Raw genomic sequence first — 19,993 nt, 5'->3', positions numbered from 1 at the left:
CCATGGCGGAGTCGAGTGGCAGCAGCTGGCGGCGTGCCGGGATCGCCGGTGCCGCGATAGGCGTCCTCGCCGCCGGCGCGGCCGCCGGGGTCGCCGTCGAGCGGCTCACCGTCGGCCGTTCCGTACGGCAGAAGGCGCGGCTCGCCCTGGACGCCACCGGGCCGTACGGCGGTCTGCGCGGCACTCCCGGCCGGGCCCTCGCCGACGACGGGACCGTCCTCCACTACGAGGTGGACGAGGTCGAGGCGGATGCCCCGCCGGCGCGCCGGAGGAGGCTCTTCGGGCGCCGGGAGCCCGCTCCCGTCACCGTCGTCTTCAGCCACGGCTACTGCCTCAACCAGGACTCCTGGCACTTCCAGCGGGCCGCCCTGCGCGGGCTCGTCCGTACCGTCCACTGGGACCAGCGCAGCCACGGCCGCTCCGGCCCCGGGGCCTCCCAGGCGGAGCCCGACGCGGTGCCCGTCTCCATCGACCGGCTCGGCCGCGACCTCAAGGCCGTCCTCGACGCGGCGGCGCCCGAGGGGCCGCTCGTCCTCGTCGGGCACTCGATGGGCGGCATGACGGTGATGGCGCTCGCCGAGCAGTACCCGGAGCTGATCCGCGACCGGGTCGTCGGCGTCGCCCTCGTCGGCACCTCGGCGGGGAAGCTCGGGGAGGTGTCGTACGGGCTGCCGCTCGCCGGCGTCAACGCCGTCCGGCGGGTCCTGCCGGGCGTCCTGCGGGCCCTCGGCTCCCAGGCGGAGCTGGTCGAGCGCGGGCGCCGGGCGACCGCCGACCTCTTCGCCGGGCTGATCAAGAAGTACTCGTTCGCCTCGAAGGACGTGGATCCGGCGGTCGCCCGCTTCGCGGAGCGGATGATCGAGTCGACCCCGATCGACGTCGTCGCCGCCTTCTACCCGGCCTTCGCCGAGCACGACAAGGCCGCCGCCCTCGCCGCCTTCCGCGAGCTGCCGGTGCTCGCGCTCGCCGGGGACAACGACCTCGTCACCCCCAGCTCGCACACCGAGGCCATCGCCGCCCTGCTGCCGGACGCGGAGCTGGTCATCGTCCCGGACGCGGGCCACCTGGTGATGCTGGAGCATCCGGAGGCGGTCACCGACCGGCTCGCGGACCTGCTGGTGCGGGCCGGAGCCGTCCCGGCCGGGGAGACCTTCCGTACGCGCTAGGTTTGCTCGTATGGAAGCAGCACATCCGCCCGTCTCCGGCGCCACCCTCTCCGTCGACTCCCCGCAGCGGATGCAGGAGCTCGGCCGCCGGCTCGCGAAGATCCTCCGGCCCGGCGACCTCGTCATGCTCACCGGTGAGCTCGGCGCCGGGAAGACCACCCTGACCCGCGGCCTCGGCGAGGGCCTCGGCGTGCGGGGGGCAGTCACCTCCCCGACCTTCGTCATCGCCCGCGTCCACCCGTCCCTCGTCGGCGGTCCGGCCCTGGTCCACGTCGACGCGTACCGGCTCGGCGGCGGTCTCGACGAGATGGAGGACCTCGACCTGGACGTCTCGCTGCCCGAGTCCGTGGTCGTCGTCGAGTGGGGCGACGGAAAGGTCGAGGACCTGACCGACGACCGGCTGCACCTGCTGATCCACCGGGTGACCGGCGACACCGACGACGACCGGCGCACGGTCGTGCTGCGCGGGATCGGCGCGCGCTGGGCCGACGAGGACCTCGATCTGTTCTGACGCGGGCGTACGTAGGTTCCGACAACGTGTCGGGAAGGTGTTGCGTGGGTCGCACGAGCCGTGGTCACATGGATGCACGAGCTGGTTAGGTGTACCTAACCTACGGGAGGCAAGCATGGCGACGCCCGAACGCGCGGAACCCGGCCGGGACCACGTCTCGATGAGTGAACTGCTCGCGTCCTGCGCGGCCGCACGGGCCCTGTCGACCCCGCCGCCGGAGCCGTCCGAGGAGAGAGAAGAGGACGCGACCGCCGTGCGACGCGAGGCCGCCTAGCGCCCACGCGACCGTTGTGCGGGGCGAGGTCACCCAGCGCCCACGCGACCGTCGTGCGGGGCGAGGCCGCCCAGGGGGGTGTCTTGCCGATCAGGCCGGGCTCGCCACGCCACGGACTCAGGCGACGACGACGACCTTCGCGCCGATCACCGCGAACGTCCACATCGCGTCCCCGTCGGCCCGCTTCATCCGGATGCCGCCCGTCTTCCGCGTCGGGTCCGGGGACGGCGTCGAGCCGTCGACCGCCGCGCTGAAGCCGATCGCCACGTCCTGGGCCGTCGCGAACCGCACCACGTGCTCGATCTTCACCCCGTCCGAACCGGTCACCGAACCCGAGCGCGAGGTCACCGTGTACGCCCCCGGCACCGGGTCGACCGTGCTCGGCCGCACCGCGAACGTCCGGGTCGCCTTGCCCTTCCCGTCCACCAGCCACACCCGGCGGTCGGCGAGCGCGTACACGACCCGCTCGCCGCTGCCCGAGCTCGCGGGGACGGCGAGGGGGTCCTTGGCGGGCTGCTTCGGGCCGCCGCTCGGCGAGACCGAGGGGACGGCCGTGCCCGACGTCCGCGGCTTCACCGACAGATCGGCGGGCGCGTTCGCCGAGGCCTGGTAGGCGAGGACGCCGACCGCGACGATGGCCGCCGCCGTGAGCCCGGCCACGAATCCCGAGCTGCTCCGTGCCACCGTGCCCACCTCTCGTACGTACGTATCGAAGGGTGACGGTAGCAGCCGCCCGCCCGAGGTTCGGGGCAGCGTGCCCGGGAGCCGTAGGCTGTTCGCGTGCTGTTGCTCGCCATGGATACCGCCACCCCCGCCGTCACCGTCGCCCTCCACGACGGCGAGGCCGTCGTCGCCGCGTCGAGTCAGGTCGACGCCCGCCGCCACGGGGAGCTGCTGCTGCCCGCCGTCGACCGCGTCCTCGCCGAGGCCGGGCTGAAGCTCGACGCCGTCACCGGGATCGTCGTCGGCGTCGGCCCCGGCCCGTACACCGGACTCCGCGTCGGCCTCGTCACGGCCGCGGCCTTCTCGTCCGCGCTCGGCGTGCCGGTGCACGGCCTGTGCACCCTCGACGGCCTCGCGTACGCCTCCGGGATCGACGAGCCCTTCGCCGTCGCGACGGACGCGCGCCGCAAGGAGGTCTACTGGGCGCGGTACGAGAACTCCCGCACCCGCGTGACCGACGCGGCCGTCGACCGGCCCGCCGAGATCGCCGCCTCGCTCGCCGGGCTCCCCGTCGTCGGCGCGGGCGCCCTCCTCTACCCCGAGGCCTTCCCGGACGCCCGCGAGCCCGAGCACCAGTCGGCCGCCGCGCTCGCCGCGCTCGCGGCCGAGAAGCTGGCCGCGGGCGAGGGCGGCTTCCTCGACCCGCTGCCGATGTACCTGCGCCGCCCCGACGCGCAGGTGCCGAAGAACTACAAGGTGGTCACCCCCAAGTGACGGGTGTGGAACTGCGCGAGATGCGCTGGTGGGACATCGAGCCGGTGCTCGCGCTCGAAGCCGAGCTGTTCCCCGAGGACGCCTGGTCGGCGGGGATGTTCTGGTCGGAGCTCGCGCACGCCAGGGGGCCCCGCGCCACCCGCCACTACGTCGTCGCGGAGGACCCGGCCGACGGCCGGCTCGTCGGGTACGCCGGGCTCGCCGCCGCCGGCGGACTCGGCGACGTACAGACGATCGCCGTCTCCCCCGACCAGTGGGGCACCGGCCTCGGCGCCCGGCTCCTCACCGACCTGCTGAAGGAAGCCACCGCCTTCGAGTGCGAGGAGGTCCTCCTCGAAGTGCGCGTGGACAACACCCGGGCCCAGAAGCTCTACGAGCGCTTCGGCTTCGAGCCCATCGGGTTCCGGCGCGGCTACTACCAGCCGGGCAATGTCGACGCGCTCGTGATGCGACTGATCGTTCAAGGAACTGGGACTGAGATCTGATGGCTGCTGACGAACCGCTGGTACTCGGCATCGAGACCTCCTGCGACGAGACCGGCGTCGGCATCGTCCACGGGACCACCCTCCTCGCCGACGCCGTCGCCTCCAGCGTCGACACCCACGCCCGCTTCGGCGGCGTCGTCCCCGAGATCGCCTCCCGCGCCCACCTGGAGGCCATGGTCCCGACGATCGAGCGCGCCCTGAAGACGGCCGGGATCTCCGCGAAGGACCTCGACGGCATCGCCGTCACCGCCGGACCCGGCCTCGCGGGCGCCCTGCTCGTCGGCGTCTCCGCCGCCAAGGCGTACGCCTACGCCCTCGGCAAGCCGCTCTACGGCGTCAACCACCTCGCCTCGCACATCTGCGTCGACCAGCTGGAGCACGGCAAGCTGCCCGAGCCGACGATGGCCCTGCTGGTCTCCGGCGGGCACTCCTCGCTGCTGCTGTCCTCCGACATCACCTCCGACGTGCGGCCGATGGGCGCCACCATCGACGACGCGGCCGGCGAGGCCTTCGACAAGATCGCCCGCGTCCTCGACCTCGGCTTCCCCGGCGGACCGGTCATCGACCGGCTCGCCAAGGAGGGCGACCCGGCGGCGATCGCCTTCCCGCGCGGCCTCAGCGGCTCCCGGGATCCCGCGTACGACTTCTCCTTCTCCGGCCTCAAGACCGCCGTGGCCCGCTGGATCGAGGCCAAGCGGGCGGCCGGCGAGGACGTGCCCGTACGGGACGTCGCCGCGTCCTTCCAGGAGGCGGTCGTCGACGTGCTCACCCGCAAGGCCGTCCGGGCCTGCAAGGACGAGGGCGTCGACCACCTGATGATCGGCGGTGGCGTCGCCGCGAACTCGCGGCTGCGGGCCCTCGCCCAGGAGCGCTGCGAGCGCGCCGGTATCCGGCTGCGGGTGCCGCGTCCCGGCCTGTGCACGGACAACGGCGCGATGGTCGCGGCCCTCGGCTCCGAGATGGTCGCCCGCAACCGGCCGGCCTCGGACCTGGAGCTGTCCGCGGACTCCTCGCTGCCGGTGACGGACCCGCACGTGCCCGGTGCGTCGCACGACCACGACCACGTGCACGAGGTCAGCAAGGAGAACCTGTACTCGTGAGGCTCACGCTCATGTGGGAGGCCAGGGCCGCCCAGGGCCGGGGCGCCGAGCTCCTGGAGTGGGCGCGGGCCCGGGTCCTCGCCCGTGAGCCGGTCCGCCGGGAGATCTTCCGGGCCCCGCAGGACCGGGTCCTGGTCCTCACCTGGTGGGAGGCGGAGACCTTCGACGCCGAACTGCCCGAGCTGCCGGAGCCGGACGCGGAGCTGATCACCCGTCCGGTCCACCGCTGGCGCTTCGAATCGGTCGAGTAAGCGATTCCCGGCCGGAAATAGAGCAACCTTTCGATCGTTTCGGGCATCCCACAGCGCGTGAAGAAGACGATCGCGCTGTGGGCGGCCCTGACCGCCGCCGTCCTGGTGACCGGCTGTACGGCCTCGGCGGCCGAGGAGCGCGGTGCCGCCGCTCCCGCCCCGACGGCCTCCCCGTCCACCGGGGAAGCCGGGCGCAAGGCGCCCGAGGCCCCCGGTGCCGCCGCGGCCGCCGCGTACCGCAGATGGGGTCTGAAGCCCTTCGCCGCCCCGCCCGCCCCGCCCGCGGTCAAGCCGGTCGTCCGCCCTGCCGGCGGGCCGGTGCCCGTCATCAGCGAGATACCCACCCACGAGAAGATCGTCTTCATCACGATCGACGACGGGGCCGAGAAGGACCCCGAGTTCGTCCGGATGATGAAGGACCTCAAGGTCCCGGTCACGATGTTCCTCACGGACGCGGCCATCCGCACCGACTACGCGTACTTCGCGCCCCTCGTCGCCCAGGGCCACGGCCTCGCCAACCACACCCTCACCCACCCCAACCTGCGCACCCTCTCCCAGGAGGGGCAGCGCCGGGAGATCTGCGGCCAGCAGACGAAGCTGAAGCAGCGGTACGGGACCACCCCGCGTCTCTTCCGCCCGCCGTACGGCAACTGGAACGAGGCCACGCGCGCGGCGGCGGGGGAGTGCGGCGTCGACGCGATCGTGCTGTGGCGCGAGTCCATGCAGATCAAGAACATGCAGTACCAGCGCGGCGACCGGAAGCTGCACCCCGGCGACATCATCCTGGCCCACTTCCGGGGCCCGTCCGAGCTCAAGGGCCGGACGATGACCGAGATGACGGCGACGCTGCTGCGGAAGATCCAGGAGCAGGGCTTCACGGTCGCGCGCCTGGAGGACTACGTCTGAGAAATTCTCCGGGCGCGGTGTCGATGCGGACGGATCCCGTTCGACGTATGTGTGGACGGCGGGGAACGGCCCCGCCCACCGCACCATCGAGGAGTCGTCATGCCCCGCTTCCTGTCCCTCGTCCGCATCGAGGAGAACACCATCGACATGGAGAGCGCCGACCCCGGCTTCGAGCAGCGCATGGGCGCACTCTTCGAGGAGATCACCAAGGCCGGCGCCATGGTGGACACGGCCGGGCTCAAGCCGACCGCCGAGGCCACCCGGATCACCTGGTCGGACGGGAAGCTGTCGTTCACCGACGGCCCGTTCACCGAGACCAAGGAGGTCGTCGGCGGCTACGCGATGCTCCAGTGCAAGGACATGGCAGAGGCCGTCGAGTGGGGGAAGCGCTTCCTGGCCGTCCACCCGCCGCACTGGAAGGTCGGCCTGGAGGTCCGCGAGGTCGAGGAGATGCCGGAAGGCTGACCCGCGCTGTGCTGTCATACGAGATGTGACGGTGGAGAGCACGCTGGAGACGGTCTTCCGGATGGAGTCGGCGCGGATCATCGCCACGGTGGCGCGGATCGTCAGGGACGTCGGCATCGCCGAGGAGATCGCCCAGGACGCGCTCGTCTCCGCCCTTGAGCAGTGGCCGCGGTCAGGGGTCCCGGAGCGGCCGGGAGCCTGGCTGACGGCCACCGCCAAGCACCGCGCCGTCGACCTCGTACGGCGGCGCGAGACGTACGCCCGGAAGCTCGCCGAGGTGGGCCGGACACTCTCGGAGGAGTCGTACGACCCCGAGCCGTCCGGCCCGGGCGACATCGACGACGACGTCCTCCGGCTCGTCTTCACCACCTGCCACCCGGTGCTCTCCGCCGACGCGCGGGCGGCGCTCACGCTGCGGCTCGTCGGCGGGCTGCGGACGGACGAGATCGCCCGCGCCTTCCTCGTGCCCGAGGCGACGGTCGCGGCGCGGATCACCCGGGCCAAGCGGACGCTCGCGAGGACGGGCGTGGAGTTCGAGGTGCCGTACGGGGAGGACCGGGCCGGCCGGCTCGGCTCCGTCCTGGAGGTCGTCTACCTGATCTTCAACGAGGGGTACGCGGCCACCGCCGGCGACGACCTGCTGCGGCCCGGCCTGTGCGAGGACGCGCTGCGGCTCGCCCGGGGCCTGGCCGCCCTGATGCCGGAGGAGAGCGAGGTGCACGGCCTCGCCGCCCTCCTCGAACTCCAGGCGTCCCGGACGGCCGCGCGCACCGGCCCCGACGGGCGGCCGGTGCTCCTCGCCGACCAGAACCGCAGCCGCTGGAACCGGCTGTTGATGCGCCGTGGATACGCGGCCCTCGCACGGGCCGGGGACGGCCGCTCCTACGGGCCGTACGCCCTCCAGGCCGCGATCGCCGCCTGCCACGCGCGGGCCGCCTCGTACGAGGCCACGGACTGGCCGACCATCGCCGCGCTGTACGCCCGGCTCGGCACCCTGGCACCGTCCCCGGTGGTCGAACTGAACCGCGCGGTCGCGGTGTCGATGACCGAGGGCCCCGAGGCCGCCCTCCGGATCGTCGACGCCCTCGCCGCCGAACCGGCCCTGGCCCGCTACCACTTGCTCCCGAGCGTCCGGGGCGACCTGCTCGCCCGGCTCGGCCGGACGGCGGAGGCGCGGGCGGAGTTCGAGCGGGCGGCCGAACTCACCCGGAACGAGAGCGAGCGGGAACTGCTGCTCGGGCGGGCCCGGAAGTCGGGCGGGACGTAAGGGTAGTTGGGGCGGTGACGGGCGCCCGCGCGGAGGAGGGCGTTTACGCCATGTCCCCTTTCGGAGGGAGCGTCTGCCGTCCGGCCCCCAAGGGTGTCCGGTCGTCCGGGCGAGGCGCACCTTAGGGTGCTGGGCATGTCCCCGCGTACCCCGCTTCCCCCTCCGCCCCCGCCCGCCGAGCTCCAGAGCTGGCCCGACCGGGACGCGCGGCTCGCCGACCGGGCGCTGGCGCTCGACGAGTTGGGGCGGAGGCTGCTCGGCGGCGGGCGGCTCGCGCTGTTCCTGCTCTGGTTCCTCCTGCTCGAACTCGGCTGGTCGCTCATCGGCGTGCTGCTCATCGAGATCGGCGCGCCCCTCGCCGACCCGATGACGACGATGCTCGGGCTCTTCGCGGCGGTCCCCGGCATCGGGATCCTCGTCCCGGCCGTGTGGCTGACCGTCCGCAGCCACCGCCGCGACCGGACCGCCCGGGAGCGCCTCGTCCTGTGGGCGGCCCTCGACCGGCACGGGCCGACGGACGCCCGGCTGCGCGCCCCCGTCCTCAGCGCCTGCTGGCTGCTGCTGTCCTTCGCGCTGTGCGGGGTCGGCCTCTGGCTGGGCTTCGCGGTCCCGGCGGCCGCCACGCGCGACGACGGTTACGGCGTGGTCGCGTACGGCATGGGCGCCGCCCTCATCCTCTGGGTCACGGGGCTGACCGGCCTGGCGAAGGCCGTCGGCCACTACCGCTTCGCGGTGCGGCTCACCGGCCACCGCCCGCGGGCCGGCCGATCAGCATCGTCGGGGCTCCCGCGACCCGAGTGAGGAGGACCGTCGCCGCGTTGGGGCCCTTGGGCTTCACCTTGCGGCGGATCTCCTCCGGTTCGACCGCCGAGCCGCGCTTCTTCACCGTCAGGGTGCCGACCTCCCGCTCCCGCAGCAGGGCCTTCAACTTCTTCAGGTTGAAGGGGAGTTCGTCGGTGATCTCGTAGGCGGCGGCGTACGGGGTCGGGGTGAGGGTGTCCGCCGTGACGTACGCGATCGTTTCGTCGATCAGGCCGCCGCCCAGCTCCTCCGCCACCTCGGCGACCAGGTGCGCGCGGATGACGGCGCCGTCCGGCTCGTACAGATAACGGCCGACCGGGCGGACCGCCGGGTCCGGCAGCCCCCGGCCCGTCAGGGTGGACCCGGAGGGCAGCAGGGTGGCCCGGCGGGCGCCCGGCTCCGTGCCGAACCAGAGCACGGCCTCCTTCACGTCCCCGCCGTCCGAGATCCACTCGGCCTCGGCCTCCTCGGGCACCGCCTCGTGCGGGACGCCCGGCGCGATCTTGAGCGCGGCGCGCGGGGCCTTGCGGGCCGCCTCGATCGCCCAGGAGAGGGGCGGGGAGTACGCCTCGGGGTCGAAGATCCTGCCCCGGCCGCCGCGCCGCGCCGGGTCGACGAAGACCGCGTCGTACGGACTCGTGTCGATCTCGGTGACGTCCGCGCACCGGACCTCGATCAGCTCCGCGAGGCCCAGCGCCTCGGCGTTGGCCCGGACCGCCTCGGCGGTCAGCGGGTCCCGGTCGACGGCGAGGACGGAGATCCCGGCGCGGGCCAGCGCGATCGCGTCGCCGCCGATCCCGGAGCAGAGGTCCGCGACGCTGCCGACGCCCAGCGCCTTCAGCCGGGCCGCCCGGTAGGAGCCGACCGAGGCGCGGGTCGACTGCTCGACGCCGTTGGGCGTGAAGTACATCCGGTACGCGTCCTCGGCGCCGAACTTCGCCACCGCCCGCTGCCGCAGCCGCGCCTGCCCGAGGGCCGCGCTGACGAGCTCGGCGGGGTGGTCGCGGCGCAGCCGGGAGGCGACCGCCAGCTCCTGGGCGGGGTCGTAGTCGCGCAGGGCGGCGAGGAGCGTCTGCCCCTCGGGGCTGAGCAGGGCGGCGAAGGAGGCGAGGTCGGTCACCGTCCCATTCTGGCGCCTGGAAGGGTGTGGGCCGGCCGGGGGACGGTGGGGCGGTACGGCGGTGTCGCGGCCCGGAAGGGGCTCCCGCGCTGACAGGATGCGGCGCCATGCAGCTCGTACGACAAAAGGACCAGATGATGGCAAAAGGTGTGCACCGCTCCCGTCGGACGCTCGGGGCGGCGCTCGCCGTGGCCGCCCTCGCCTCCGCCGCCTCCGCCTGCTCCGGCAGCGCCGAACCCGAGCGGGGCGCACCCGCCCCCGCCGCCGAGAAAAAGGCCCCCGCGGCCGGCGCCCTCGACGCCTACATCGAGAAGGTCCGCGCGCAGCGGGCCGCCCGCGTGCTCGCCGCCAAGAAGTGGGGCCTCGCCAAACCCCCGCTCGACGCGCCCGCCCCGCCCAAGGTCAAGCCGAAGATCACCACCCGCAAGGGCTTCGAGACGGACGGCGAGGGCCTGCCGCCCGTCTTCACCACCGTGCCCACCAAGCAGAAGGTCGTCTTCCTGACGATCGACGACGGCGCGGAGAAGGACCCCCAGCTGCTGAAGATGATGAAGGAGCTGCGGATCCCCTACAGCGCCTTCCTCAGCAACTACCTCGTCAAGGACGACTACGGCTACTTCGCGAAGATGCAGAAGTCGCAGGAGTCCGGCGTCTCCCTGCACAACCACACCCTCAACCACCGCTACCTGCCCGGACTCTCGTACAGCGAGCAGAAGCGCGAGATCTGCGGCATGCAGGACGTCATCGAGAAGCAGTTCGGCAAGCGGCCCCCGCTCTTCCGCCCGCCCTACGGCAACTACAACGAGGACACCCTGCGCGCCGCGAAGTCCTGCGGCGTCAAGGCGGTCCCGCTCTGGGCCTCCGAGGCCTTCCCCGACCACATGGAGTGGCGCGAGTGGGACCGGGACCTGCACCCCGGCGACATCGTGCTCACCCATTTCCGGGGCAAGGAGGACTGGAAGGGCACCATGCCGGACATGATCCGGCGTGTGATGAACGTGATCACGTCGAAGGGGTACGCGGTGGCGAAGCTCGAGGACTACGTGTGAGCACGAGCGCGCGCCGGCGGGTCGCCACCCTCGCCGTGACCGGGGCGCTCCTCGCCCTCCCCGCCTGCGCCTCCTCGGTCGACCCGATCGAGCGGCTCGGCCGGAAGGCGGCGGAAGGGGTGAGCCCCCGGCCCACCCCGGTCGAGACCGTACGGGCGGCGCCGGACGTGAAGAGCTGCGAGAACGCTCCGGCGACCCGTACGGTCGCGGGATCGGTCACGTCGCCGGTCACGCCACGGAGCGATGAATTGGCACTCCGCTTGACCGAGTGCTAATCGCGGTCATAGTCTCGGCTCTGGCACTCCCCACTGGAGAGTGCCAACACAGCGACGGGCAGGTCCGGCACCCGCGACGACGGATCCACCTGGTCGCCACCTCAGACAGTTAACCCCGTGAGATCTCCGAAGGGGGAGGTCGGATCGTGACGACCACCAGCTCCAAGGTTGCCATCAAGCCGCTCGAGGACCGCATTGTGGTCCAGCCGCTCGACGCCGAGCAGACCACCGCCTCTGGCCTGGTCATTCCGGACACCGCCAAGGAGAAGCCCCAGGAGGGCGTCGTCCTGGCCGTGGGCCCGGGCCGCTTCGAGAACGGCGAGCGTCTGCCGCTCGACGTCAAGACCGGCGACATCGTGCTGTACAGCAAGTACGGCGGCACCGAGGTGAAGTACAACGGCGAGGAGTACCTCGTCCTCTCGGCTCGCGACGTGCTCGCGATCGTCGAGAAGTAATTCACCGAAGTAACCGAAGTATCTGAAGCAGATGCTTGAGCTGCGCCCCTTGACCCCGCACCGGGCGTCCGGGGGCGCGGTTCGTTCCACCCCATTCCGAGAGGGCTGAACCGCTCCCATGGCGAAGATCCTGAAGTTCGACGAGGACGCCCGTCGCGCCCTTGAGCGCGGCGTCAACAAGCTTGCCGACACGGTGAAGGTGACGATCGGCCCCAAGGGCCGCAACGTCGTCATCGACAAGAAGTTCGGCGCCCCCACCATCACCAACGACGGTGTCACGATCGCCCGCGAGGTCGAGATCGAGGACCCGTACGAGAACCTCGGCGCCCAGCTCGTGAAGGAGGTGGCGACCAAGACCAACGACATCGCGGGTGACGGCACCACCACCGCCACCGTGCTCGCCCAGGCCCTGGTCCGCGAGGGTCTGCGCAACGTCGCCGCCGGCGCCTCCCCGGCCGCCCTCAAGAAGGGCATCGACGCCGCCGTCAAGGCCGTCTCCGACGAGCTCCTCGCCACCGCGCGCCCGATCGAGGACAAGTCCGACATCGCCGCCGTCGCCGCGCTCTCCGCGCAGGACCAGCAGGTCGGCGAGCTCATCGCCGAGGCGATGGACAAGGTCGGCAAGGACGGTGTCATCACCGTCGAGGAGTCCAACACCTTCGGCCTGGAGCTCGACTTCACCGAGGGCATGGCCTTCGACAAGGGCTACCTGTCCCCGTACATGGTCACCGACCAGGAGCGTATGGAGGCCGTCCTCGACGACCCGTACATCCTGATCAACCAGGGCAAGATCTCCTCGATCCAGGACCTGCTCCCCATCCTGGAGAAGGTCATCCAGGCCGGTGGCAGCAAGCCGCTCCTGATCATCGCCGAGGACGTCGAGGGTGAGGCGCTCTCCACCCTCGTCGTCAACAAGATCCGTGGCACCTTCAACGCCGTGGCCGTCAAGGCCCCCGGCTTCGGTGACCGCCGCAAGGCGATGCTCGGCGACATGGCCACCCTCACCGGTGCCACCGTCATCGCCGAGGAGGTCGGCCTCAAGCTCGACCAGGCCGGTCTGGACGTGCTGGGCACCGCCCGCCGCGTGACCATCGCCAAGGACTCCACCACCATCGTCGACGGTGGCGGCAACGCCGAGGACATCGCGGGCCGCGTCGGCCAGATCAAGGCCGAGATCGAGTCCACGGACTCCGACTGGGACCGCGAGAAGCTCCAGGAGCGCCTCGCGAAGCTCGCCGGTGGCGTCTGCGTGATCAAGGTCGGCGCCGCGACCGAGGTCGAGCTCAAGGAGAAGAAGCACCGTCTGGAGGACGCCATCTCCGCGACCCGCGCCGCGGTCGAGGAGGGCATCGTCTCCGGTGGTGGCTCCGCGCTCGTCCACGCCGTCAAGGTCCTCGAGGGCAACCTCGACAAGACCGGCGACGAGGCCACGGGTGTCGCGGTCGTCCGCCGCGCCGCCGTCGAGCCGCTGCGCTGGATCGCCGAGAACGCGGGCCTCGAGGGCTACGTCATCACCTCGAAGGTGGCGGAGCTCGACAAGGGCCAGGGCTTCAACGCCGCGACCGGCGAGTACGGCGACCTGGTCAAGGCCGGCGTCATCGACCCGGTGAAGGTGACGCGCTCCGCCCTGGAGAACGCCGCCTCGATCGCCTCCCTCCTCCTCACCACCGAGACCCTCGTGGTGGAGAAGAAGGAAGAGGAGCCGGCGGACCACGGTCACGGCCACGGTCACGGCCACTCCCACTGAGGCAGCTGACTGACAGCTGAGGCCCGGTGCTCCCGTCGCGGGAGCACCGGGCCTCACTGCTGCCTAGGCCTCCACGGCGCCCAGCTGCCCCATGAGCCCGAGCATGTCGTACTGCCACCAGCCCTGGACGGCCTTCCCGTCCTCCCGGAACTGCTGGATCATCGTGCCCGTCATCTCCACCGCGATGCCGGTGGGCTGGAGCCCCATGAAGTCGCCGGTGTGGGTGGCGTTCCAGGTCCAGCGCGTGCACACCCGGTCACCCTCGGCGATCTGGTCGTCGACGGTGAAGGAGAAGTCGAAGCCGCCCCGCCACATCTCCACCTCGCGCCGGACGGCGTCCATGCCGATGACGTCCGTCGGGTTGGACGGATCGTGGTCGTGGTACCCCTCGGCGAGCACCTGGTCGAGGGACGAGAGCTCCTCCGCGCTGCCGACCAGCTCCAGGAAGCGCCGGGAGTTCGCCTTGTACATCTGCTCGTCCCGGACGACGTCCAGGTCGGTGAAGGTCGGCATCTCGTCGCAGAGCGCGACCATCTCCCGGAAGATCCGGTCGGTCTCGGGGAGCTGCGAGTTCCGCATGGCGACGTCGTAGGAGGGGAACTCGACGATCTCCACGACGTGGGAGGCGTCCGAACGGTCCTTGCCGACGATGCTGTGGGTCGCGGTGCGCTTGCCCTTGGTCTGCTCGACCCACTGGTCCATGAGTCGATTCAGCTCGTCGATCTGGCTGGTCTTGCAGTCGATGATCTGTACGAATGTCATGACGCCTCCCGACCCAGGTAGGACCTTTCCAGTCTAGGTCCGGGCGGCCGGGATGCCCTGGCAGCATGGGGCCGTGGAGCGGGGGATCAGCGTCGACAACGGCGCGGGCATCGTGGTGATCGGCGACGGCAACCGGGTGGGGACCGGAGCCGGGGCGTGGCCGAGGGTCCGGTCGGCCTACCGGGAACGGGTCGTCGGCAGCGCGCCGTCCGAACTCATCGGCAGGGAAGTCGAATCGGCGGAACTCGCCGCCTTCTGTCCGACGGGACGCGGCTACCTGTGGTGGCGGGCCGCCGCGTGGGCCGGGAAGACGGCGCGCGTGGACGTCGTCCTGGTGCAGGTGCGCTCGGGGCCGCGGAGCGGGCGTGAACCCGGGGCCGTGCTCTTGAGGGCGGCCCCGGGAAGTCTCCTACGCCGAGCGCTGGAGGTCTGACACCCGGACCTCCTCCAGGAACGGCTCGCCCCTCCCGTACCGTGCCACCTCCTCGATCGCCTGGTCCGCCATGCGGTGGATCTCGTTGCCGAGGGAGCCGGCGACGTGGGGGGTGAGGAGGACGTTCGGGAAGGTCCACAGCGGTGATGCGGACGGCGGGAGTTCCGGGTCCGTCACGTCGAGGATCGCGTGGAGGCGGCCCGAGGCGAGGTGGGGGAGGAGCGCGGTCTCGTCGACGAGGGAGCCGCGCGCGGTGTTGATCAGGGTGGTGCCGTCCGGCATCGCGGCGAGCTGGGCGGCGCCGATCATGTGGTGGGTGGACGGGAGTTGGGGGGCGTGGACGGAGACGACGGAGCTGCGGGCGCAGAGTTCGTCGAGGTCCACGAGTTCCACGCCGGGGGGCGGGACGTCCACGTACGGGTCGTACAGCAGGATCTCGAAGTCGAAGGGGCGGAGGAGTTCGACGACCCGGCGGCCGATGCGGGAGGCGCCGATGATGCCGATCGTGCGGCGGTAGTTGCCCCACGGGGCGGATTCCGTGAGCCAGGTGTCGTCGGTGCGGAGTTCCGCGTACCGCTGGGCCGAGCGCAGGACCCGCTTCCCGGCGAGGAGGATCGCGGCGAGCGTGTACTCGGCGACCGGCAGCGCGTTGGCCGCGGCGGCCGAGGTGACCCGCAGGCCCCGCTCCCAGCAGGCCTCGGTGATGTGGTGCTTGACGGAGCCCGCCGCGTGGACGACCGCCTTGAGCCGCGGGGCGCGGGCCAGGACCTCGGCCGTCAGCGGGGGTGCTCCCCAGCAGGTCAGGAGGATCTCCGCCTCGGCGAGGGCGGCGGCGACCCGTGGCTCGGGGGCCGTCAGGTCGTGGGCGACCAGGTGGGGGTCGGTCCGGGCGAGGCCGGCGAGGCGGGTGCGGTGGGCTTCCGTGAGGAGGCGGTGGTCCACCCCGGGGCCCATGGCGAGGAGGAGGGACGGACGGTTGTCAGTGGTCGGGTGCATCGTGGTACCTGTGCTCCTCACTTGACGCTGCCGGCCGTCAGACCGGCCTTCCAGTGGCGCTGGAGGGAGACGAAGGCGACGACGAGGGGGACGACGGCGAGCAGGGATCCGGTGACGACGAGGGGGTAGTAGTCGGGTTCGGCGTGGGCGTTGCTGTTCCACGCGTACAGGCCGAGGCTCAGGGGGAAGAGCTTCTGGTCCGAGAGCATCACCAGGGGGAGGAAGAAGTTGTTCCAGACGGCGGTGAACTGGAAGAGGAAGACGGTCACGAAGCCGGGCATGACCATGCGCAGGCCGATCGACCAGAAGACGCGCATCTCGCCCGCCCCGTCGATACGGGCGGCCTCCAGGGCCTCGTCGGGGATGTAGCCGGCGCAGAAGACCCTGGAGAGGTAGACGCCGAAGGGGTTGACCAGGACGGGGATCAGGACGGCCCAGTAGGTGTTGACGATGCCGACCTCGCTGGCGAGGAGGTACATCGGCAGGGCGAGCGCGGTGGTGGGGACGAGCACGCCGAGAAGGACGAGGCCGAAGAGCTTCTCCTTGCCCCGGAAGTCGTAGACGTGGAAGGCGTATCCGGCGGCGACGCTGATCAGGGAGCAGGCGAGGGCGCCGAGTCCCGCGTAGAGGAGGCTGTTGGCGTACCAGTGGAAGTAGACGCCGTCGTTGTAGGCGGCGAGCCGGGAGAGGTTGCCGCCGAGGTCGAAGCCCTCGAAGGAGAAGGCGTCTCCGGCGAGGAGGCCGCCGGCGTCCTTGGTGGCGGCGGTGACCAGCCAGACCAGGGGGAAGAGCATGTAGACGACGGCGAGGACGAGGGCGCCGTTGACGGCCGTCTTCGACAGCCACCGGTTGGAGGTACGGGTACGGGTGCTCATGCGGCCTTCTCCTTCCGTGCCGTGCCCGCTGTGCTTGCCGTGCCCGCCGTGCCCGCCGTGGCCGCCTTGCGGGCCGTACGCGCCTCGGCTGCCGTGCTCGCCGCGCTCGCCGTGCCCGCCTTGCGGTCCGTGCCCGCCTTCCGGCGTCCGGTCAGTCTGGTCACCGCGAAGGAGAGCAGCGCCGCCGTCAGGGCGAGGAGTACGGAGGCCGCCGCGGCGAGTCCGTAGTCGTTGCGGTCGAAGGCGGCGGTGTAGGCGTACATGTTCGGCGTCCAGGTGGAGGTGACGGCGGAGCCGGTGCCCTTGTTGAGGATGAGCGGCTCGGTGAAGAGCTGGAGGGAGCCGATGATCGTGAAGAGGCCGACCATCGCGAGGGAGGCCTTGACGAGGGGGATCTTGATGGCGAAGGCGATGCGCCAGGCGCCGGCGCCGTCGACGGTGGCCGCTTCGATGACGGAGCGGTCGATGGCCTGGAGGGCGGCGTAGAAGATGACCATGTTGTAGCCGAGCCATTCCCACAGGGCGATGTTGACGACGGACGGCAGGGTGCCCTCGGGGGAGAAGAAGTCGAAGCCGATGCCTCCGGCCTCCATGGCCTGCACGACCGGGCTGAGCTGGGGTGTGTAGAGGTAGACCCAGATCAGGGCGGCGATGATGCCGGGGACGGCGTGCGGCAGGAAGAGCGCGAGCTGGAAGAAGCGGCGGGCGCGGGCGAGCGCCGAGTCGAGCAGGAGGGCGAGGCCGAGGGCCCCGGCGAGCAGCAGCGGGATGTAGAGCAGGCAGTACCCGAGCAGGACGCCGAAGCCCTCCAGGAAGGCCCGGTCACCCAGCGCCGCGGTGTAGTTGTCGAGGCCGGTGAAGACGGTCTCGGTGCCGCCGAAGCCCAGTCCGGACTGCTTCTCGGTGAAGAGGCTGAGCCAGACCGCGTATCCGATCGGCACCACCATCACCGCGGTGAACAGGACGAAGAAGGGGGTCAGCAGAAGTGTGGCGGCGCGGGTGCGGGCCTTCACCGGGTCAGCCCTCGACCTTCAGGCCGCGCTTGGTGAGTTCGGCGACGGTGGCGTCGTGGCCGGCCTTGACGGCGTCGGCGATGCCGGGGCCGCCCTGGGCGATCTTGCCGAAGCGGTCCTTGATCGCGGTGTTGGTGGTGCCGGTGGTCGGGCCCCAGGACCAGTTGGGGTTGATGGAGGCGCCGGCGGCCTCGAAGAGGGTGTAGATGTCCTGGCCGCCGTAGAAGCTCGCGTCGAAGGCCTTCTTGGCGACGGGGCGCAGCTCGGCGGCGGCGGGGAAGGCGCTGGAGGTGCCGGAGGCGATCCGGGCCTTGATGCCGGCCTCGGTGGTGGACATCCACTCGGCGAAGGTGACGGCCGCGGCCTTCTGCTTGCTGTCCTTGGTGACGGCGAAGGAGGTGCCGCCGAGCATGCCGCTGGCGGGCTTGCCGTCCCAGGTGGGGATGGGGGCGACGGCCCACTTGCCGGTCATCTCGGGCACGTTGCCCTTGAGGACGCCGGCGCCCCAGGAGGCGCCGAGGTAGCCGACGGTGGTGCCGTTCTTGAGGGAGCCGACCCACTCGGGGCTGAAGGAGGCGTCCTTCTGGACGAGGTCGGCGTCGAGGAGGCCCTGCCAGTAGGAGGCGACCTTGCTGGTGGCCGGGTCCGTGGTGTCGATCTTCCAGGTGTCGTTCTCGGCCTTGAACCACTGGGCGCCGGCCTGCCAGGCCATGGCCTCGAAGGTGGTCGGGTCGTCGGGGAAGAAGGTGGCGATACGGGCCTTGGCGTCGGCCTTCTTGACCTGCTCGGCGGCCTTCTTGAACGCGTCCCAGGTGGTGGGGACCTCGACCTTGTACTTCGCGAAGAGGTCCTTGCGGTAGAAGAAGGCCTGCGGGGCGGCGTCGAAGGGGACGGCCCAGGACTTCCCGCCGAGGGTGGTGAGTTCGACGGTCTGCGGGAGGAGCTTGGCGCGGTCGGCCTCGGTGAACTGGTCGCCGATGTCCTGGAGGGCGCCGGAGCTCACGAACTCGGGGAGCGAGGCGTACTCGATGGAGACCAGGTCGGGGGCGTTGCCCGCCTTCACGGCGTTGGAGATCTTCGCGTAGCCGCCGGCGGTGCCGGAGGGGATCTCCTCGAACTTCACCTGGATGTCGGTGTGGGAGGCGTTGAAGGCGTCCACGACGTCCTTGGAGCCCTTGGCCCAGCCCCAGAAGGTGATGGTCACGGGGCCGTTCGGCTTGTTTGCGGTGTCGTCACCGCCGCCGCCGCAGGCCGTGAGGACGGCCAGGGCGGTGGCGGTGCCGGCTATGACGCGGGACGTTCTGCTCCAGGTACGGGTCACGGCACGGCTCCTGAGGGCGGGGCGGCTGGGTGGTTGTGGCCGTGATCCTGTGACCGTTCATGACCGAAGTCAAGAGCGAAAGATTGATTGATCGAAAAAAGATCAAACTGAAGGTGTCGTGCTCGCCCCGCACGAGGCCCGTACCCGCAGCCACGGCAGCAGGCTCAGATGGCGCCGCGCCGCGTCCTCGTCGGGGGCCTCCGTGAGCCGCTCCACCAGGAGTTCCGTGGCGTGCCGGCCCACCTGCCGCTTCGGCGGGGCGACCGCCGTCAGCGGGGTGTCGGCGAGGGCGGCGACCTCGTCGTCGTACGCGATCACGGCCAGGTCCTCTGGCACCCGCACGCCCAGCTCGGCCAGGCGCTGCACGATCTCGATCGCGTCCACGTCGTTGTGGACCAGCGCCGCGCTCGCCAGGCCCGAGCCCACCGCCTCGTGCAGCGCCCGCACCGCCTGCTCGAAGCCCTCCGGGTCCGCCTCCGCCGGTACGGACGCGATGACCGGGCGCGGCTCCTTCAGGCCCAGCGTGCCCAGCGCCTCGGCGTAGCCCGCGCGCACCGCGAACGCGGTCGGGGAGTCCCGGCGGGCCACGAGCAGGGGCGTCGCGTGGCCGAGCGAGAGCAGATGGCGCAGGGCGAGCAGCACGCCGTGGGCGTGGTCGGAGGCGACCCGGTCCAGGCCGTCGAGCGGGCTGCCGGGCTCGGCGCGGCGCTCCAGGAGGACGGCCGGCACGGGCAGCTCGGCCAGCCAGTCCCCGTACGCGAGCCGGTCCTCGGGCAGTCCGCGCCAGCCGGGAGCGACGAGGACGCCCTCGGCGCCCGCCGCGAGGAGGCCCTCGGTGCGGGCGCGGTCCTCCTCGGGGCGGTAGTCGGAGATCCGCAGCACGAGCCGCGCCCCGGCGCGGGCCGCCGCCTCGTGCGCGCCCCGGATGACCTCGGCGAAGTAGTACGTGGCGGAGGGGACGAGCAGGCCGAGGACCAGGCCCTCGCCGGAGCGTCCGCCGCCGGCGGCCCCCCGCTGCGGCCAGGAGACCTGGCCGTGCACCCGGTCGAGCAGGCCCCGGCCGGCCAGGACCTCGACGTCCCGGCGGGCGGTGACGGGGGAGACCCCGAGGCGTTCGGCCAGTTCGGAGACGCGGGCCGTGCCGCGCTCGCGCACCAGGGCCAGCAGTCGGTCGTGTCGTTCGGCAGCACTCTCGCGCACGGCGCAGTTCCCCCTCGCGGTGGTGGTGGTCCGTCGAGCCTAGCTCCAGAAATGATCGAACGACAGAAGTTTCGATCATTCGCT

24 protein-coding genes are annotated in these 19,993 nt (G+C 71.8%); 16 read left to right on the top strand and 8 right to left on the bottom strand.

Annotation, left to right across the window (positions count from 1 at the left end; all coding sequences use genetic code 11):
• Window positions 1-2 precede the first annotated feature (2 nt).
• The 3 genes from AC07AW_RS04845 (at window position 3) to AC07AW_RS04835 (ending at window position 1,951) form a co-directional block, all read left to right on the top strand.
• Window positions 3-1,166: an alpha/beta fold hydrolase gene (locus AC07AW_RS04845; protein WP_478814064.1), complete on the top strand. Its 1,164-nt coding sequence runs from the start codon at window positions 3-5 to the stop codon at window positions 1,164-1,166.
• Between the two features lie 10 nt (window positions 1,167-1,176).
• Window positions 1,177-1,677 carry a tRNA (adenosine(37)-N6)-threonylcarbamoyltransferase complex ATPase subunit type 1 TsaE gene (gene tsaE, locus AC07AW_RS04840; protein ID WP_392151042.1) on the top strand — a complete coding sequence of 167 codons (501 nt, stop codon included), beginning with the start codon at window positions 1,177-1,179 and terminating at the stop codon, window positions 1,675-1,677.
• A 115-nt stretch (window positions 1,678-1,792) separates the two neighbouring features.
• Complete coding sequence (locus tag AC07AW_RS04835; protein WP_478814063.1) at window positions 1,793-1,951, top strand: hypothetical protein; 159 nt, start codon at window positions 1,793-1,795, stop codon at window positions 1,949-1,951.
• Window positions 1,952-2,068: 117 nt separating this feature from the next.
• On the opposite strand, the gene AC07AW_RS04830 is transcribed toward AC07AW_RS04835, so the two are convergent.
• The gene (locus AC07AW_RS04830; protein WP_478814392.1) at window positions 2,069-2,611 is read right to left on the bottom strand and encodes a L,D-transpeptidase; all 543 of its coding nucleotides are present in this window, start codon (window positions 2,609-2,611) and stop codon (window positions 2,069-2,071) included.
• A 120-nt stretch (window positions 2,612-2,731) separates the two neighbouring features.
• On the opposite strand from AC07AW_RS04830, the gene tsaB reads away from it, so the two are divergent.
• The 8 genes from tsaB to AC07AW_RS04790 all read left to right on the top strand — a co-directional run bounded on the left by tsaB (window position 2,732) and on the right by AC07AW_RS04790 (window position 8,663).
• Window positions 2,732-3,388 carry a tRNA (adenosine(37)-N6)-threonylcarbamoyltransferase complex dimerization subunit type 1 TsaB gene (gene tsaB, locus AC07AW_RS04825; protein ID WP_478814062.1) on the top strand — a complete coding sequence of 219 codons (657 nt, stop codon included), beginning with the start codon at window positions 2,732-2,734 and terminating at the stop codon, window positions 3,386-3,388.
• Between the two features lie 20 nt (window positions 3,389-3,408).
• The gene (rimI, locus tag AC07AW_RS04820) at window positions 3,409-3,873 is read left to right on the top strand and encodes a ribosomal protein S18-alanine N-acetyltransferase (protein ID WP_478814391.1); all 465 of its coding nucleotides are present in this window, start codon (window positions 3,409-3,411) and stop codon (window positions 3,871-3,873) included.
• Entirely contained in the window at window positions 3,873-4,973 is a 1,101-nt protein-coding gene (tsaD, locus tag AC07AW_RS04815) for a tRNA (adenosine(37)-N6)-threonylcarbamoyltransferase complex transferase subunit TsaD (RefSeq protein WP_392151038.1), read from the top strand. The genes rimI and tsaD overlap by 1 nt, the downstream gene beginning before the upstream one ends.
• A gap of 11 nt (window positions 4,974-4,984) precedes the next feature.
• The gene (locus tag AC07AW_RS04810; protein ID WP_189800680.1) at window positions 4,985-5,224 is read left to right on the top strand and encodes a hypothetical protein; all 240 of its coding nucleotides are present in this window, start codon (window positions 4,985-4,987) and stop codon (window positions 5,222-5,224) included.
• Window positions 5,225-5,281: 57 nt separating this feature from the next.
• Window positions 5,282-6,130 (top strand): polysaccharide deacetylase family protein, encoded by an 849-nt coding sequence (locus AC07AW_RS04805; protein WP_478814061.1) that lies wholly within the window; start codon window positions 5,282-5,284, stop codon window positions 6,128-6,130.
• A 99-nt stretch (window positions 6,131-6,229) separates the two neighbouring features.
• A complete protein-coding gene (locus AC07AW_RS04800; protein ID WP_383452095.1) occupies window positions 6,230-6,595 on the top strand; it encodes a YciI family protein in 366 nt (121 codons plus the stop codon).
• 61 nt (window positions 6,596-6,656) lie between these two features.
• Window positions 6,657-7,862, top strand: coding sequence for an RNA polymerase sigma factor (locus AC07AW_RS04795; protein WP_478814390.1), 1,206 nt, complete (start codon window positions 6,657-6,659; stop codon window positions 7,860-7,862).
• 135 nt (window positions 7,863-7,997) lie between these two features.
• Window positions 7,998-8,663, top strand: a complete 666-nt coding sequence (locus AC07AW_RS04790) for a hypothetical protein (RefSeq protein WP_478814060.1) — start codon at window positions 7,998-8,000, stop codon at window positions 8,661-8,663.
• Here the strand turns inward: AC07AW_RS04790 and AC07AW_RS04785 are convergent.
• Window positions 8,602-9,783, bottom strand: coding sequence for a THUMP-like domain-containing protein (locus tag AC07AW_RS04785; protein ID WP_478814059.1), 1,182 nt, complete (start codon window positions 9,781-9,783; stop codon window positions 8,602-8,604). The genes AC07AW_RS04790 and AC07AW_RS04785 overlap by 62 nt on opposite strands.
• A gap of 107 nt (window positions 9,784-9,890) precedes the next feature.
• On the opposite strand from AC07AW_RS04785, the gene AC07AW_RS04780 reads away from it, so the two are divergent.
• The 4 genes from AC07AW_RS04780 to groL all read left to right on the top strand — a co-directional run bounded on the left by AC07AW_RS04780 (window position 9,891) and on the right by groL (window position 13,309).
• A complete protein-coding gene (locus AC07AW_RS04780; protein WP_478814058.1) occupies window positions 9,891-10,832 on the top strand; it encodes a polysaccharide deacetylase family protein in 942 nt (313 codons plus the stop codon).
• Window positions 10,829-11,107, top strand: coding sequence for a hypothetical protein (locus AC07AW_RS04775; RefSeq protein ID WP_478814057.1), 279 nt, complete (start codon window positions 10,829-10,831; stop codon window positions 11,105-11,107). The genes AC07AW_RS04780 and AC07AW_RS04775 overlap by 4 nt, the downstream gene beginning before the upstream one ends.
• Window positions 11,108-11,253: 146 nt before the next feature.
• On the top strand, window positions 11,254-11,562 hold the full coding sequence (groES, locus tag AC07AW_RS04770) for a co-chaperone GroES (protein ID WP_017239619.1): 309 nt from the start codon (window positions 11,254-11,256) through the stop codon (window positions 11,560-11,562).
• A gap of 118 nt (window positions 11,563-11,680) precedes the next feature.
• Entirely contained in the window at window positions 11,681-13,309 is a 1,629-nt protein-coding gene (gene groL / locus AC07AW_RS04765; RefSeq protein WP_478814056.1) for a chaperonin GroEL, read from the top strand.
• Between the two features lie 63 nt (window positions 13,310-13,372).
• Here groL and AC07AW_RS04760 read toward each other — a convergent pair whose 3' ends face one another.
• On the bottom strand, window positions 13,373-14,071 hold the full coding sequence (locus AC07AW_RS04760; protein WP_478814055.1) for an ester cyclase: 699 nt from the start codon (window positions 14,069-14,071) through the stop codon (window positions 13,373-13,375).
• Window positions 14,072-14,144: 73 nt separating this feature from the next.
• Here AC07AW_RS04760 and AC07AW_RS04755 point away from each other — a divergent pair, with 73 nt between their 5' ends.
• Entirely contained in the window at window positions 14,145-14,504 is a 360-nt protein-coding gene (locus AC07AW_RS04755) for a hypothetical protein (RefSeq protein WP_478814054.1), read from the top strand.
• On the opposite strand, the gene AC07AW_RS04750 is transcribed toward AC07AW_RS04755, so the two are convergent.
• From AC07AW_RS04750 to AC07AW_RS04730, 5 genes are all read right to left on the bottom strand, one after another.
• Window positions 14,481-15,500 carry a hydroxyacid dehydrogenase gene (locus AC07AW_RS04750; protein ID WP_478814053.1) on the bottom strand — a complete coding sequence of 340 codons (1,020 nt, stop codon included), beginning with the start codon at window positions 15,498-15,500 and terminating at the stop codon, window positions 14,481-14,483. The genes AC07AW_RS04755 and AC07AW_RS04750 overlap by 24 nt on opposite strands.
• A gap of 17 nt (window positions 15,501-15,517) precedes the next feature.
• Window positions 15,518-16,375, bottom strand: a complete 858-nt coding sequence (locus AC07AW_RS04745) for a carbohydrate ABC transporter permease (RefSeq protein WP_478814052.1) — start codon at window positions 16,373-16,375, stop codon at window positions 15,518-15,520.
• A complete protein-coding gene (locus AC07AW_RS04740) occupies window positions 16,372-17,388 on the bottom strand; it encodes a carbohydrate ABC transporter permease (protein ID WP_478814051.1) in 1,017 nt (338 codons plus the stop codon). Before AC07AW_RS04740 ends, AC07AW_RS04745 begins: the two co-directional genes overlap by 4 nt.
• A 4-nt stretch (window positions 17,389-17,392) precedes the next feature.
• Window positions 17,393-18,709: an ABC transporter substrate-binding protein gene (locus AC07AW_RS04735; RefSeq protein ID WP_478814050.1), complete on the bottom strand. Its 1,317-nt coding sequence runs from the start codon at window positions 18,707-18,709 to the stop codon at window positions 17,393-17,395.
• Window positions 18,710-18,811: 102 nt separating this feature from the next.
• A complete protein-coding gene (locus tag AC07AW_RS04730; RefSeq protein WP_478814049.1) occupies window positions 18,812-19,909 on the bottom strand; it encodes a substrate-binding domain-containing protein in 1,098 nt (365 codons plus the stop codon).
• Window positions 19,910-19,993: the final 84 nt, after the last annotated feature.

The sequence above is a fragment of the Streptomyces sp. NPDC044003 genome, assembly GCF_056435185.1.
This window is presented reverse-complemented; position numbering and strand designations above follow the sequence as displayed.

What these genes read in the sequence shown, in the direction of transcription:
- AC07AW_RS04845 (WP_478814064.1), top strand. Translation starts at nt 3, where the DNA reads ATGGCGGAGTCGAGTGGCAGCAGCTGGCGGCGTGCCGGGATCGCCGGT.
- tsaE (WP_392151042.1), top strand. Translation starts at nt 1,177, where the DNA reads ATGGAAGCAGCACATCCGCCCGTCTCCGGCGCCACCCTCTCCGTCGAC.
- AC07AW_RS04835 (WP_478814063.1), top strand. Translation starts at nt 1,793, where the DNA reads ATGGCGACGCCCGAACGCGCGGAACCCGGCCGGGACCACGTCTCGATG.
- rimI (WP_478814391.1), top strand. Translation starts at nt 3,409, where the DNA reads ATGCGCTGGTGGGACATCGAGCCGGTGCTCGCGCTCGAAGCCGAGCTG.
- tsaD (WP_392151038.1), top strand. Translation starts at nt 3,873, where the DNA reads ATGGCTGCTGACGAACCGCTGGTACTCGGCATCGAGACCTCCTGCGAC.
- AC07AW_RS04810 (WP_189800680.1), top strand. Translation starts at nt 4,985, where the DNA reads ATGTGGGAGGCCAGGGCCGCCCAGGGCCGGGGCGCCGAGCTCCTGGAG.
- AC07AW_RS04800 (WP_383452095.1), top strand. Translation starts at nt 6,230, where the DNA reads ATGCCCCGCTTCCTGTCCCTCGTCCGCATCGAGGAGAACACCATCGAC.
- AC07AW_RS04795 (WP_478814390.1), top strand. Translation starts at nt 6,657, where the DNA reads ATGGAGTCGGCGCGGATCATCGCCACGGTGGCGCGGATCGTCAGGGAC.
- AC07AW_RS04790 (WP_478814060.1), top strand. Translation starts at nt 7,998, where the DNA reads ATGTCCCCGCGTACCCCGCTTCCCCCTCCGCCCCCGCCCGCCGAGCTC.
- AC07AW_RS04780 (WP_478814058.1), top strand. Translation starts at nt 9,891, where the DNA reads ATGCAGCTCGTACGACAAAAGGACCAGATGATGGCAAAAGGTGTGCAC.
- groL (WP_478814056.1), top strand. Translation starts at nt 11,681, where the DNA reads ATGGCGAAGATCCTGAAGTTCGACGAGGACGCCCGTCGCGCCCTTGAG.
- AC07AW_RS04760 (WP_478814055.1), bottom strand. Translation starts at nt 14,071, where the DNA reads ATGACATTCGTACAGATCATCGACTGCAAGACCAGCCAGATCGACGAG.
- AC07AW_RS04750 (WP_478814053.1), bottom strand. Translation starts at nt 15,500, where the DNA reads ATGCACCCGACCACTGACAACCGTCCGTCCCTCCTCCTCGCCATGGGC.
- AC07AW_RS04745 (WP_478814052.1), bottom strand. Translation starts at nt 16,375, where the DNA reads ATGAGCACCCGTACCCGTACCTCCAACCGGTGGCTGTCGAAGACGGCC.